This is a genomic window from Pseudomonas sp. F220, assembly GCF_057813935.1.
This window is the reverse complement of record NZ_JBVASJ010000005.1, coordinates 26,373-40,042: the sequence shown is the minus strand read 5'-3', so window position 1 is coordinate 40,042 and position 13,670 is coordinate 26,373. Positions and strand designations below refer to the sequence as shown.

Genomic DNA, 13,670 nt, shown 5'->3' with positions numbered 1-13,670 from the left:
CCTCTATAAACAAACCCAGCTCATCAGAAAGACTACGCGAACCTTTATGACCACCCCGAAAAAGCGCCTGAGCCGATACAACCCCGCCAGTGAGGACTTCAAGAAGGAAGAGTTTCCCTTCTACTGGCTGGCTCGCCTGCACGGACGCTACTCCATGGCCATGGAGAAAGCCCTGAAGAAAATCGACATGGACATCCCGCGCTGGCGGATCTTGTTCATCCTCAAGGAGAACGGTGAGTCGAGCATTTCGGAAATCTCCATCCATGCCATCGCCAAGCTCTCGACCATCACCAAGATCGTCTACCGCATGAAAGCCGACGGCCTGGTGGAAACCAACACCAGCGCCAGCGACGGACGGGTCACCCAGGTATCGCTGACCGATATCGGCCGCCAGACCATCGAAGAAATCCAGCACTGCACCAGCGATATTTTCCGCACCAGCTTCAAGGGCCTGACCGAAGCCCAGATCACCAAGCTGAATGGGACATTGGAAAAAATATTTAACAATTTGCCGGAAGACTGAACCGCACCGGCCAGGCCCGGTGCCCATCAACGTCACCAGGCATGTGGCACGGCGATACCAGCGCATCCGTGGTGCGCATATCGCCACCGGAACCCTCGCCCGGCAGCTGCCGCTGATCAATCTTGATTTCCCCGAGGTCAGCTGCTGTCAGCCATAGCCACCGCTCAAGGCCGGGGCGCACGCTCATATTCGGGCGGCGCCCACAGGTGCTTCAGGCGCTGCATCAGGCTTCCCGGCTGCGCCACGTCGCGCCACATCGCGATGAATTCGTGGAAGTTGAGGGTCAGCGGATTGTGGCTGTAGACCTGACGTTTAATGCCGTAATCCACGGCTTCCTGCTCTTGCACGTATGTGCCGAACAGGCGGTCGAAAATGATCAGCACGCCGCCGTAGTTCCTGTCGATATAGCAGTCGTTGCGGCCGTGATGAGCGCGGTGGTTGCTGGGGGTGTCGAACAGGTACTCCAGCACGGGATGCAGCTTGCCGACGCTTTCGGTGTGGATGAAGAACTGATACACCAGGTCGCAGGCGTACAGGATGAACACCACCGCCGGATGCACGCCCAGCAGCACCAGCGGCATGAAAAACAGCCACCAGCCGGTGATCGGATAGAGCATCGACTGCCGCATGGCGGTCGTCATGTTCATGTGCTCGCCGCTGTGGTGCACGACGTGGGCGGTCCAGAACCAGCGCACGCGATGGCTACTGCGATGGAACCAGTAGTAGCAGAACTCGACGCCGACGAAAATTGGCAGCAGGGTCCAGCCGTTGATTGGAATCGTAAAGAAGCGATGGTCCCAGACCCAGAATATGGCGGCACCGACGAATATTACATGCACCGCCAGCTCAAACAGCTGGTAGCTGCTGCCAAGGGTGAGGTTAGTGAGGATGTCTTTCCAATAGAACTGCTGGCACGCGCCGCGTTTGCGCATGACCTGCCATTCGATGGCAAAACCGACCAGGAATAAAGGCGTCATGCCGATCAGCACCACCTGTTTCCACTCTATATGAGGGCCGAAAGTGGCTTCCATCCAGGCAATCAGATCAATCATGGTGCACCGCTCCATACGCTTAGTCGATACGCTGGATTTTGGCGCAGGGGAAACTTAAAGGCTTGACCGCGACAGACAATAATTTAACAATTCTCGCCATGCACCAAACCATAGCGGAGCAGCCGCCCCGGGGCGTGGTCCCTAGCACCTATGTGCGGCTGTTGTATGAGTACCTTGAAAAACGGGGTGTGGCTGCCGCCGCCTTGCTGGGCGTCGCCGCGCCGCAAGCAGCCGACCGCGGCTCGCTGCGTTACCCGGTGGCTGCCTGGCGCGCCTTGCTGCAACGCGCCGCCGAACACTTGCATGACCCCTTGCTCGGCCTGCATCTGGGCCAGACCGTTACGCCGGCCCATTTCGGCGTAATGGGCTATGTGCTGCTGGCTTGTCCGAATCTAGGTGCGGCGCTGGCCCGCGCCTTGCAATACCAGCGCCTGCTGTATGACGTCAATCCAATGCGAAGCACCTTGGAGGGCAGCGACCTGCTTCTGGAATGGGGTGTCGATCAGGGCCGTCCCGGACCGCTGGTGGACGAGTGCGCCATCACCGCCCTGCTGCAGCTGACGCACAACGCTACCGGCCGGCGCATCGTAGCCACCGAAATCCGCTTCCTCAACCCGCCGCCGGCCGACATCCAGCCATATCGGGACTGGTTTGGCTGTCCAGTATTGTTCGGCCAGCCGCAAACCTCGATCCGTTTTCCGCAAGCGCTGCTGGCATTGCCGCTGCGACAGCCCGATACGGACCTGTTGAATGTCCTGGAAAGACAGGCCGATGACTTGCTGGCGCAATTACCGCCCAGCGACGATTTCGAACAGGCGGTGCGGCGCTGCATCGCCCGCTTGGTGCGCGAAGGCCAGCCGGAATTGGATCTGGTCGCCAAAGAGCTGCATGTTTCGGCGCGCACCTTGCATCGCCGACTGGCTGTCGGCGGCATCAACTTCAGGGAGCTGCGCGAGAGTATCCGCCAGCGCCTGGCCGAGGATTATCTGGCCGACCCGCGTCTGCAGCTGGCTGAAATCGCCCAATTGCTGGGGTATTCCGAGCAAAGCGCGTTTACCCGCGCATTCCGGCGCTGGAGCGGGCAGGCGCCATATGCTTACCGGCTGCGTTTGCTCAGCCCCACCGCCGAATAAGATTCATCACCCGATACGCAAAGTGCACGTCACGGACGCAATGTGGCTGTTCCCTACTGTGCGGCCCTTTCATTGAAGCGGACAGGGTGGATAGTCATCAGACGGACGCTGTGCCAATTCACTCAATGACAAAAGATAGGGCCGCCAAAAGCAATTAATAGGCGCCCGGCTTCTCTTACCATCATGACTCTTCATACAAAAACAAAGAGAAGAGCCATGGCCTCAACCCTCAAGAAACAGGGCGATAGCACCGACTACTCAGTCGTTGCCGTTCCAGACACACACCGCATGAGTAAAAACTCGCTGACGATGGCCTGGTGGGGCATCTGCAGCGCAATGTTCTGGCTGGTAGTTTCTGCCACGTTGGCGATGACGTTCGGTACTAAAAACGCAATTATCGGCCTGGTGCTGTCGGTGGTCACTTACGCCGCCATCAACGGCATCATTTCGCGCTACGCGATCAAGACCGGACTTTCGGTTGCCCTGTTCTCACGCGTGTTGTTTGGTCGCACAGGCGCGATCCTGGCTACGTTGATCTTCTTCGCTACCGCCACTTACTACAGCGTGTTCGAAGGTTCGGTCATCGCCATCGCGATTCATCAGTACGTGTCGGCGATGTCACTGAATCAGGCGTACTTGCTGGTTGTGCTGTACAGCGTGCCATTGATCTTCGGCAGCGTGCAGAACTGGATGGACAAGCTCAACGGGGTGCTGCTGCCCTTCTATCTGATCGGCCTGGTTGCGCTGGTGGTGATGACCATCGGCGAATACGGTTACAGCTCGGCCTGGTTGGAAATGGGTCCGCAGAGCGGCCCGGTGGAAAACGGCTGGTGGAATTGTTTCAGTTACTTCATGGGGGTGTGGATCCTGATGATGTACACCTGGGACTATGCACGTTTCGGGCGCAAGGAGGACGCTGAATACCATGGCCGATTCAACTTCGGGCTACCTTTCTACACCTTCACCTTTTTGATCAATGGTTTGGTGGGGATCTTTCTTGCCGGGACTATTCCGACACCGGGTGGTCTGACGGAGGTTTCGGTAGTGATGGCGATTATCGAGCTAATGGGTGTCTGGGGGTTGATTTTCGTCTGGGTCAGCCAGACGCGTATCAACTCTGCCAATTTCTTCCTGGCGGCCACTAACATGCAGGCATTCTTCGGCCGTCTGGGGTTGGCGAAGGTGCCTTACATCGTCTGGGCAATTGCCGTCGGAGCGCTGGTCTACACGCTGATGCGCCTTAACGTTTTCGAGTACATCCTGCAGGCGTTGGCGTACCAGAGCATCTTCGTCGTGGCCTGGGTCGCGATTGCCTTGGCGCACATTTTCTCGCCCAAATACACTCAGCTGTTCGAGGGCAAGATCGAATACGAACTGGAACGTGTCAGCGCATTCAACCCCTGTGGCCTCGGCGCGTGGTTCCTCGCTGCCGGGCTGGGCATCCTCTTGCTGAATGTTGGGAGTGCAACGCTGGCCACATTCTCGGCGCCAGTGACGTTCGTCAGTGCGTTTGGCGCCTACTGGCTGCTGCTCAACAGCGCCAGGCGCAGCTGGTTCGTGCGCGCCAGTTGCACCTGACACAACGTCATCGTTTGCTGTTTTAAATGGCGGAAGGCAGCGGGAGTCGAACCTGCCCGGGAACGGTTGCCGCCCCCAACCGGGTTTGAAGCCCGGCCGCGCCACCGGACGCGATTGCCTTCCTTGAAGTCAGTCCTCGATTCGCTGCGCCAGAGCATTGTCCGCACGGATGCGGCGCTGGTCGCCAAGCCGTCGGGTCAAGCCGATCCGGTCGAAGAACTCGAGTATCTGGATGCTGCGTTTGCGGCCGACCCCTACCTTGTCGCGAAACGCTGCCGCCAGAATCACCGGGTTGTCGGCGACCAGTTGCAACAGCATAGCCGCCAATTGGCGCACCGTAGCGTCGGCGTAAAACAGGTCACGGACTACTTGGTGAACAAGCCCTAATCTCGCCATCTTGCGCAGCAGCAAGCGCACATCAGCTTCGTCACCGCCCATGGCGCTGGCCAGGCTACGCACCCAGGGTGGATCGAAACCTGCCTGTTCGAACAGTGGCTGCAACCGTTGCCACAGGGCCTCGTCTGCTTCGCTCAGTCGCACCTGGTGTTCGGGTAAATGCAGCCAGGGCCCACTGACTGCAAGGGTGCCGCTGGACAGTAATTCGTCGAGCAGATTGATGAAGGTCGGTCGGTCTAGCGGCGTGGCCGCGAACCGTCGCAAGCGATCTCGGTCTGGCCCCAGTTCGTCCGGTTCAAGTTGATGAAAGCGCGCCAGTTGCTCCAGCAACGAAGCTTTAAGGGCCTCCCAACGTACAGCGCTGAACAATAACGGACCTTGGCGCGTAGCAATGACACGGACATCCGCTGGCAAATGCCAGGTGCTGCGCAGGCGATTGAACTGGCGCTCCAGGCGCAGTGGATCGAGTCCGGTGTCACTGTTGGCAAGCAGCACCGGCAGTATCTGCTCCAGGCTTTCGCTTGCGGCCAGGGCCTGTAACTGCGTCAGTCTGGTTGGACTGCGGCGCTGGCGGGCCGGTGCAAACGGGTCGAGCACCCGCCCGCCGCCGAGGGTGCGCCGCGCACTCTGATCGCGCAGGACCAGGCGGTCGCCATGCACCGCCTGCAACGGCGTATTCAGCAACAGTTGCGCGAACATCCGCTCACCTGGTGCCAGGCGTGTGCCCTCCAGCAATGCGACCCGAGCGGTGACGTCCTGAGTGCCCAAATGCACGTGCACCGGGCTGAAATGTTCGAAGGCCCGCGGTTCACTGGCCAGCAACTGTATCTCGATGTCTACGCGCTGGGTGGGTGCATACAACCACTCGGCCAGTAACCAGTCGCCACGGTGGATCTGTTCCAGGGCGAGGCGTTCGGCACTCAGGTTCAACGCCACCCGTTGCCCGGCCCAAGCCTCGACGGCGACGTGGTTCTGCGCATGCAAACCACGCACCCGCACAGGCTTGCCGGCCTGACCTAACAGCAGTGTATCGCCCACCCTCACCTGCCCGGCCAGGGCCGTGCCGGTGACCACAATACCGGCTCCGGCGACGCTGAAGGCGCGGTCAATTGCCAGACGGAATCCGCCGCAGGCGGCGCGCTGCCGGACCTCACGCTGGGCGGCCAGCAACGCCTGGCGCAGGGCCTCGATGCCTTCCCCGGTCAGGCTCGACACCGCGAACTGCGGCGCGCCGCAATAGGGTCCGGGTTCCAGTAACGCGGCGACCTGGGCGTGTACCGACTGCACCCGGGCCGGCTCGACCCGGTCGCATTTGCTGATCACTACCAACGCCTGGGGGATACCCAACAACTCGACGATCGCCAAATGCTCGCAGGTCTGGGGCATGACCCCGTCATCGGCAGCCACCACCAGCAGCACCAGGTCAATACCCTGGGCGCCAGCGAGCATGTTGTGGATGAAACGCTCGTGACCGGGCACGTCGATAAAACCCGTCATGTCCGCCCCTGGTTTCAGCGGCGCGTAAAGGAAACCCAGGTCGATGGTGATTCCGCGTTCGCGTTCTTCCCGGCGACGGTCGCCCGCCTGACCTGTCAGGGCCTTGAGCAAGGCTGTTTTGCCATGGTCGATGTGTCCAGCAGTGCCGACGATCACCTTGCCTCCCCTGCCCCTTGTAGCTGGTCCAGTTGGGCAAGCCAGGCCGGCTCGTCATCCAGTTGGCGCAGGTCCAGCCACAGGGCATCGTCGTCGATACGACCGATCACGGGGATGGGCAAGGCCCGCAAGGTTGCCTCCAGAGCATGCAGCTGCCGCCCGCGCAACCGTTTAGAAACGTGCGGACGCAGGCATAGGGCGGCGCTTGGTAAGCGGGCAATCGGTTGGCTGCCGCTGCCGATCATGCTCAGCGCCGGCAGCGCGGCCACTCCCCAGCCATCGCCCAGTACACTCGCCAGCAGCGGGCGCAGGCGTTCGGCCTGAGCGAGGATATCGGCTTGCGGGCGGGTGAGCAGGCGCAGACTGGGCAAGCGTTCGGCCAATCGGGCGGGGTCGCGGTACAGCCCCAGCACTGCTTCGAGGGCGGCCAGGGTCAGTTTGTCCACCCGCAAGGCACGCTTGAGCGGGTTTTTCTTGATCCGGGCGATCAGGTCCTTGCGACCGACGATCAATCCCGCCTGGGGACCACCGAGCAACTTGTCACCGCTGAAGGTGACAATATCGGCTCCATCGGCCAGCGCCTGGCGCACCGTAGGTTCGGCGGGCAGGCCCCAACGGGTCAAGTCCAACAGACTGCCGCTGCCCAAATCTTCAAGCAGTGGCAGTCCGTGCCGATGGGCCAGTTGCGCCAGTTCGGCAGTCGGCACCTGGGCAGTAAAGCCTTGAATGCTGTAATTGCTGGTGTGTACACGCATCAACAGGCCACTGCGCGGGCCGATGGCGGCTTCGTAGTCTCGGGCATGGGTGCGGTTGGTGGTGCCGACTTCATGCAGTCTGACCCCGGCCCGGGCCATGATGTCGGGAATGCGGAATGCACCGCCGATTTCGATCAGCTCGCCACGGGAGATGATGCCCTCTTTGCGCGCACCCAGGCTGTTGAGCGCCAGCAACACGGCGGCAGCGTTGTTGTTGACCACTGTCACCGCCTCGGCACCGGTCAGCTCGCGTATCAGGCCTTCGATCAGGTCGTCGCGGTCACCGCGCTTGCCGCTTACCAGGTCGAATTCCAGATTGAGCGGATAGCGGGCGGCCTGTTGCACCGCCTCAATGGCTTCCTCCGGCAACAGTGCCCGCCCGAGGTTGGTATGCAGCACCGTGCCGGTCAGATTAAACACTCGCCGTACCTGACTGCGGTGCTGGGTTGCCAGACGCTCGCCCGCCCTCCCCGCCAATACCTGAGCCGTGAGTTCGATGGCGTCAAGCTGTCCTAGTTGAACCGGCTCGCGCACATCATCGAGCAACTGCCGCAGGGTGGCGAGCAAGGCGTCGCGGCCATAACGTTCGGCCAGCGGCTGGCAGGCGGGACTGCGTAGCAGGCTGTCGATGGAGGGCAGATGCAATGGGGCCTTGGCAGACAACATAGAAATTTCCACCGTCTGTACAGGCCTTGAGTGTAGATGCCGTCTTGCTCCTCGTAAGGCAAGCGCTAACGTTGGGTCAAATGGTGGCCCCTGTAGCAGCTGCCGAAGGCTGCGTCCGCTCGCGAAGCGGGCGCAGGATTTATGATTGCATGAACGTCCTGCGGACTTTGACGCAGCCTGGCGGCAGCTGCTACAGGGGTTACGGTATGCGTACCGGCGATCAATCTCCCCCAGGCGTCAGCATCAGGTTCGGCGCCAGGCGCTGGTAGCCTTCCAGGTCCAGGCGCATGTCCAGCGTCAAGCTCGCGAGGTCCGCCGACAGAGCTTCGGCGTCAGCGTCATTTTCCAGGTAGAGCAGTTTCAGGTAGCTGTTGCAGCCGGGGCAGATTTCAGCCCGCAGCGGTGCCTGGTTGGCCATGTAGCGGTCATCCTCGAAACTGACGTATTTGAGCCCTTTGCTCTGCTCGCAATAGACGCATTTGACCCGCACCACATGCCATTCGCAGGCACACAGCGAACACACCAGGTAACGCAGCCCGTTGTACTTGCCCCGCTGGTGAATCACCCCGGCCATGGCTGGCGAACCGCAGGCCGGGCATTGGCCAAGGCTGGCGCAAGGCTTCAGTTCGCACGCCGGCATGCTGAGCAACCAGTGGCTCCAGGCCGCCTGTAACGCCGCGCCGAGAAACGGCACCACGGCTGCCGGCAGCCCCGCATACTGGCCGCTGAGCAAGGCAATCGCCCAGACCTTGCGTTGTCCGACGCTGGCATTGTGCAAGGTTGCCACGGCATTTTTCACTGCAGATCGCGGCGGCGCCTGGTAACGCCGCAGCAAGATGTCCAGGTACGGTAGCCAGCCGTCCTCGCGCACCAGACTGTCGGCGGCCAACGGTGGCAAGCCATGCTCCTGGCACAACAACAGGCGTTCGGGGGCTGGGGCCTGCGCCAGCAGCGGTTCGTCCAGCAGACTCTGCTGGAGGTGGCACAGACCGGCGACCAGCCGCAGGTAGTCGGCCAGTGGATGCTCGTTGGCCAAGCGTTCCAGGCGCGCGGCACGCAAGCTGAACAGGTTACGCGGCGGCAGGCGCAGGAACGGCGGCGTGCTCGCCGACGCTTCGATCTGGCCGGGCTCGAGTATCAGGCTCAAGGCATCATCCTTTTTTGCTTGTCTGGCTGTCAGGGCTCTCGTCGCGCGTCACCTCGCGGTACCAGAGTTCATGATGTTTCTTCGCCCAGGCACGGCTGACCCAGCCATGCAGCATCGCGCTGACCGAGCCCTTGATCCAGATGCCGGCGTAGATATGCACGATGATGCTCAGCACCAGCACGAAAGCCGCCAGGGCGTGCAACAGCATCGCCAGGCGAATCGAAGTGATACCGAAGTATTGGCTGAAATAGACCCGCCAGATCACCACCCCGCTCAGCAGCAGTACCAGCATGCAGGCCAGCAGGGTCCAGAACAGCAGCTTCTGCCCGGGGTTGTATTTGCCGATCGGCGGCACGCCCTCCTCCTCGTTGCGCATCACCCGATCGATCCGTTTGAGCCACAGGCGGTCGTTGGCAATAAAAAAATTGGCCCGCCAGAAGCGGATGACCAGCCCCATGAAAAACACGAACATCAGCACGCCCATGAAAGGGTGCAGGATGCGCGTCCAGGGCCCGCCGCCGAATAGCTGGCTGAGCCAGAACAGTGCTGGATGGAACAGTGCCAGCCCCGATAGGGCCGCCATAAAGAACAGAATCGCCACCAGCCAGTGGTTGGTGCGTTCGTTGGCGTTATAGCGCTGGATCGTTTTGTCTTTCATGGTCGTTTTCCCTCCTGCGATCCAGGCGTGTTCGGGTCAAAGACATGCACGGCCGGGTCAACCTCATGCACGCTGGTGTCTTTGCCGGGTGGGTGTTCGTCCTCCTCGACCCGCTGCGGGCCGATGCGCACGTAATGGAAGAATCCCGCCAGCACCGCGGCGCCCATGGCCAACAACGCCAGCGGTTTGCTCACGCCTTTCCACAGTCCTACCAATGGGCTGATGGCTGGCTGATTCGGCAAGCCGGCGTACAACGACGGCTGGTCGGCATGGTGCAGGACGTACATCACGTGAGTGCCCCCGACGCCGGCGGGATCGTACAGACCGGCGTTGTCGAAGCCCCGTGACTTGAGGTCAACGATGCGCTCGGCGGCGTGCTCTTTCATGTCCTCCTTGCTGCCGAACACGATGGCTCCGGTCGGGCAGGTCTTGACGCAGGCGGGCTCAAGCCCTACCGCCACCCGGTCCGAGCACAGCGTGCACTTGTAGGCCTTGTGGTCCTTCTGCGAAATGCGCGGAATGTTGAAGGGGCAGCCTGTAATGCAATAGCCGCAGCCGATGCAATGGTCCTGGTCGAAGTCGACAATGCCGTTGGCGTGCTTGATGATCGCCCCGGGACTTGGGCACGCCGCGAGGCAGCCAGGTTCGGCGCAGTGCATGCAGCCGTCCTTGCGGATCAGCCATTCCAGGTTGCCGGCATCGGTTTCGTGCTCGGTGAAGCGCATCAACGTCCAGGTCTCGGCGCTGAGGTCCTGAGGGTTGTCGTAGGTGCCATGGTTGTGACCCACCTCGTCGCGCAATTCATTCCATTCCGAACAGGCCACCTGGCAGGCCTTGCAACCGATGCATTTGGTGGTGTCGATCAGCTTGGCGACTTCCTCCTGTTGACGTACCGAGGGCGGCAACGTGGTGGTGGCCGAACGGGCAATGATGTCTTGGCTGGCCATCAGATTTTCTCCACGTTGACCAGGAATGACTTGGATTCCGGGGTCTGTGTATTGCCGTCACCGAGGAACGGCACCAGGGTGTTTGTCAGGTAGCCATGTCGGGTGGCGCCGGTGAAGCCCCAGTGCAGCGGGATGCCGATTTGGTGCACGGTCTGGTTGTTGACCTGCAGCGGACGGATCCTTTTGGTCACCACCGCCACCGCCTCGATATGCCCCCGCTTGGAGCTGACCCGCACCCGGTCACCAGCAGCAATGCCCTTCTCCTTGGCCAGGACCTCACCAATCTCGACGAACTGCTCGGGCTGGGTCACGGCATTGATCGGGCAATGCTTGGTCCAGAAGTGGAAGTGCTCAGTCAGCCGGTAGCTCGTGGCGGCATAAGGGAAGTCTTTGGCCGTCCCGAGGCTCTCCCAGACTGAATCGAAGATGCGCCCGGCCGGGTTGCTGGTCGCCTTTTTGTTGGTGGGGTGCAGCGGGTTGATGCCGATAGGCGTTTCAAACGGTTCGTAATGTTCCGGGAATGGCCCTTCGTTCATCTTGTCGAGGGCGAAGAAACGCGCCACCCCTTCGGGGTTCATGATGAACGGGTTCATGCCCGCTTCCGGCGCCACGTCGGCCTTGTAGTCGGGCACATCGGTGCCGCCCCAGGTCTTGCCGTTCCACCACACCAGGCGTTTTTTCGGATCCCAGGGCTGGCCCTTCGTGTCGGCCGAGGCGCGGTTGTAGAGAATGCGCCGGTTCATCGGCCAGGCCCAGGCCCATCCCAGGTTCTGCTTCATCCCGAAGGGGTCGCTGTTATCGCGGCGGGCCATCTGGTTGCCCTGTTCGGTCCAGCTGCCGCAGAAGATCCAGCAGCCAGACGCGGTGCTCCCGTCGTCCTTGAGCTGGGCGAAACCGGACAACTGTTGTCCGGCCTTGACCGTCGCTCCCGTGGCGTCGGTGACGTCGGCAATGGCGTAGCCGTTGAACTCCTTGGCAAGCTCTTCCGGTGTAGGATCGTCGGGCACCTTGTAGGGCCAACTGAGCTTGAGAATCGGCTCGGCGAAGGCACCGCCGTTGGCCTGGTAGCGCTGACGCAAACGGATGAACAGATCGCTCATGATCTTGATGTCGGTGCGTGCTTGCCCCGGGCCGTTGGCGCCCTTCCAGTGCCATTGCAGCCAGCGGCCGCTGTTGACCAGTGAACCGTCCTCTTCGGCAAAACAGGTGGTGGGCAGGCGGATGACTTCGGTCTGGATGCTGGCCGTTTCGACATCGTTGTAAGGCCCGACATTGCGCCAGAACTCCGAGGTCTCGGTGGCCAGCGGGTCCATCACCACCAGCCATTTGAGTTTGGCCAGCGCGGCCATCACACGGTTCTTGTCGGGCAAGGCGGCGATGGGATTGAAGCCCTGGCAGACGTAACCGTTGACCTGCCCGTTGGACATCATGTCGAACACTTTCAATATGTCGTAGCCGGGGATGTCGAGCTTGGGCAGCCAGTCGTAGCCCCAGTGGTTGTCCACGGTGGCGTTGGCGCCGTACCAGGCCTTCATCAGGCTGACGTGGAACTTGCCGTAGTTCTGCCAGTAGGATAACTGCCCGGGCCTTAGCGGCTTGAGTGCACGCTTGGCAATGTAGGTGTCGTAGTCCTGTTCGGCATCGCCCGGCAGGGTCAGGTAGCCGGGCAGCAGGTTTGACAGCAGCCCAAGGTCAGTCAGGCCCTGGATGTTGGAGTGTCCGCGCAGGGCATTGACGCCCCCGCCCGGCATGCCGACGTTGCCCAGCAGCAGCTGCACCATGGCCGCACTGCGGATCATCTGCGAGCCGGTCGAATGCTGGGTCCAGCCCAGGGCATAGAGAATCGTCATGGTTTTGCCCGGTTGCGAGCAAGTGCCGATCTCTTCCCAGATCTTCATCATGGCGTCTTGCGGCATGCCGCAGATCTGGCTGGCCAGCTCCAGGGTGTAGCGGCTGTAGTGCTGCTTCATCAGTTGGTAGACGCAGCGCGGGTCCTTCAGGGACGGGTCGACCTTGGCGAATCCGTCCTCGCCGATTTCATAGCCCCAGCTGGACTTGTCACTGTAGGTGCGCTTGGCCGCGTCGTAGCCGGTAAACAGCCCGTCCTCGAAGCCGAAGCCGGCCTTGACGATGAACGACACGTCCGTATAGGCATGCACGTACTCGTGCTGGATTTTGTTTTCAGTGAGCAAATAGTTGATCAGACCGCCCATGAAGGCAATGTCGGTGCCGGTGCGGATCGGTGCGTAATAGTCGGCCACCGAGGCAGTACGGGTGAAGCGTGGGTCGATCACGATCAGTCGCGCCTTGTTGTGCGCTTTGGCTTCGGTCACCCATTTGAAGCCACAAGGGTGGGCTTCGGCGGCATTACCGCCCATGACAAGGACCAGATTCGCGTTGGCGATATCGGTCCAGTGGTTGGTCATCGCACCTCGGCCATACGTTGGGGCAAGACTTGCCACCGTCGGGCCATGTCAGACACGTGCCTGGTTATCGAACCCCAGCATGCCCAGACTGCGAACGACCTTGTGGGTCATGTAACCGGCCTCGTTGGAGGACGCAGAGGCTGCGAGAAAACCCGTCGTCAGCCAGCGGTTGACCGTCTGGCCCTGGGCGTTCTTCTCGATGAAATTGGCATCACGGTCGGCCTTCATCAGGTCGGCGATGCGATCCAGCGCTTCATCCCAAGACACCTGCGTCCACTCCTTGCTGCCCGGCTTGCGCACCTGCGGATATTGCAATCGGCTGGGGCTGTGGATGAAGTCCAGCAGGCCTGCACCTTTAGGGCACAGCGTGCCGCGGTTGACCGGGTGGTCGGCGTCACCTTCGATGTGGATGATGCTCTGGGTGACGTTCTTGGCCGCATCGCCCTGGCTATACATGATCAAGCCGCAACCCACCGAACAGTAGGGGCAGGTATTGCGGGTTTCATGGGTATGGGCCAGCTTGAAGTGGCGGACTTGTTCGGCGAAGGCAGGTGCTGGGGCCATGCCCAGCGCGGCCAGGCTTGAGCCTCCAAGGCCGATGGCGGCGACCTTGAAGAACTGACGACGGTTGAGGTCCATCGTGCACTCCTGATCAGGTGAAGTTACCCGGTAGTTGGCCGGGAAATCCTGGACGATCACGGCGGCCGAGGTACGGCCACCGATAGTTGAAACTTTA

10 protein-coding genes and 1 tRNA gene are annotated in these 13,670 nt (G+C 61.3%); 3 read left to right on the top strand and 8 right to left on the bottom strand.

Annotated elements, in window-relative coordinates:
* Window positions 1–46: 46 nt before the first annotated feature.
* Window positions 47–523, top strand: coding sequence for a MarR family winged helix-turn-helix transcriptional regulator (locus ACZYSM_RS06835; RefSeq protein ID WP_489070113.1), 477 nt, complete (start codon window positions 47–49; stop codon window positions 521–523).
* A gap of 164 nt (window positions 524–687) precedes the next feature.
* Here ACZYSM_RS06835 and ACZYSM_RS06830 read toward each other — a convergent pair whose 3' ends face one another.
* Complete coding sequence (locus tag ACZYSM_RS06830; RefSeq protein WP_489070111.1) at window positions 688–1,575, bottom strand: sterol desaturase family protein; 888 nt, start codon at window positions 1,573–1,575, stop codon at window positions 688–690.
* A gap of 98 nt (window positions 1,576–1,673) precedes the next feature.
* On the opposite strand from ACZYSM_RS06830, the gene ACZYSM_RS06825 reads away from it, so the two are divergent.
* Together ACZYSM_RS06825 and ACZYSM_RS06820 are read left to right on the top strand one after the other, a co-directional pair.
* On the top strand, window positions 1,674–2,708 hold the full coding sequence (locus ACZYSM_RS06825) for an AraC family transcriptional regulator (RefSeq protein WP_489070109.1): 1,035 nt from the start codon (window positions 1,674–1,676) through the stop codon (window positions 2,706–2,708).
* A 216-nt stretch (window positions 2,709–2,924) separates the two neighbouring features.
* Complete coding sequence (locus tag ACZYSM_RS06820; protein WP_489070107.1) at window positions 2,925–4,286, top strand: purine-cytosine permease family protein; 1,362 nt, start codon at window positions 2,925–2,927, stop codon at window positions 4,284–4,286.
* Window positions 4,287–4,313: 27 nt separating this feature from the next.
* On the opposite strand, the gene ACZYSM_RS06815 is transcribed toward ACZYSM_RS06820, so the two are convergent.
* The 7 genes from ACZYSM_RS06815 to fdnG form a co-directional block, all read right to left on the bottom strand.
* Window positions 4,314–4,409: transfer RNA gene (locus ACZYSM_RS06815), tRNA-Sec, on the bottom strand.
* A 6-nt stretch (window positions 4,410–4,415) separates the two neighbouring features.
* Window positions 4,416–6,335 carry a selenocysteine-specific translation elongation factor gene (gene selB, locus ACZYSM_RS06810; protein WP_489070105.1) on the bottom strand — a complete coding sequence of 640 codons (1,920 nt, stop codon included), beginning with the start codon at window positions 6,333–6,335 and terminating at the stop codon, window positions 4,416–4,418.
* Window positions 6,332–7,756 (bottom strand): L-seryl-tRNA(Sec) selenium transferase, encoded by a 1,425-nt coding sequence (gene selA / locus ACZYSM_RS06805; RefSeq protein WP_489070103.1) that lies wholly within the window; start codon window positions 7,754–7,756, stop codon window positions 6,332–6,334. Before selA ends, selB begins: the two co-directional genes overlap by 4 nt.
* Before the next feature lie 220 nt (window positions 7,757–7,976).
* Window positions 7,977–8,903: a formate dehydrogenase accessory protein FdhE gene (fdhE, locus tag ACZYSM_RS06800; RefSeq protein ID WP_489070101.1), complete on the bottom strand. Its 927-nt coding sequence runs from the start codon at window positions 8,901–8,903 to the stop codon at window positions 7,977–7,979.
* A gap of 4 nt (window positions 8,904–8,907) precedes the next feature.
* The gene (locus ACZYSM_RS06795) at window positions 8,908–9,561 is read right to left on the bottom strand and encodes a formate dehydrogenase subunit gamma (protein ID WP_489070099.1); all 654 of its coding nucleotides are present in this window, start codon (window positions 9,559–9,561) and stop codon (window positions 8,908–8,910) included.
* Complete coding sequence (gene fdxH / locus ACZYSM_RS06790; protein ID WP_489070097.1) at window positions 9,558–10,508, bottom strand: formate dehydrogenase subunit beta; 951 nt, start codon at window positions 10,506–10,508, stop codon at window positions 9,558–9,560. The genes ACZYSM_RS06795 and fdxH overlap by 4 nt, the downstream gene beginning before the upstream one ends.
* Complete coding sequence (gene fdnG, locus ACZYSM_RS06785) at window positions 10,508–13,573, bottom strand: formate dehydrogenase-N subunit alpha (RefSeq protein ID WP_489070095.1); 3,066 nt, start codon at window positions 13,571–13,573, stop codon at window positions 10,508–10,510. Before fdnG ends, fdxH begins: the two co-directional genes overlap by 1 nt.
* Window positions 13,574–13,670 lie beyond the last annotated feature (97 nt).

Bases quoted from the DNA above. Each gene is read 5' to 3' on its own strand.
- fdxH (WP_489070097.1), bottom strand. From the start codon at position 10,508: ATGGCCAGCCAAGACATCATTGCCCGTTCGGCCACCACCACGTTGCCG.
- ACZYSM_RS06835 (WP_489070113.1), top strand. From the start codon at position 47: ATGACCACCCCGAAAAAGCGCCTGAGCCGATACAACCCCGCCAGTGAG.
- ACZYSM_RS06830 (WP_489070111.1), bottom strand. From the start codon at position 1,575: ATGATTGATCTGATTGCCTGGATGGAAGCCACTTTCGGCCCTCATATA.
- ACZYSM_RS06825 (WP_489070109.1), top strand. From the start codon at position 1,674: ATGCACCAAACCATAGCGGAGCAGCCGCCCCGGGGCGTGGTCCCTAGC.
- selA (WP_489070103.1), bottom strand. From the start codon at position 7,756: ATGTTGTCTGCCAAGGCCCCATTGCATCTGCCCTCCATCGACAGCCTG.
- ACZYSM_RS06795 (WP_489070099.1), bottom strand. From the start codon at position 9,561: ATGAAAGACAAAACGATCCAGCGCTATAACGCCAACGAACGCACCAAC.
- ACZYSM_RS06820 (WP_489070107.1), top strand. From the start codon at position 2,925: ATGGCCTCAACCCTCAAGAAACAGGGCGATAGCACCGACTACTCAGTC.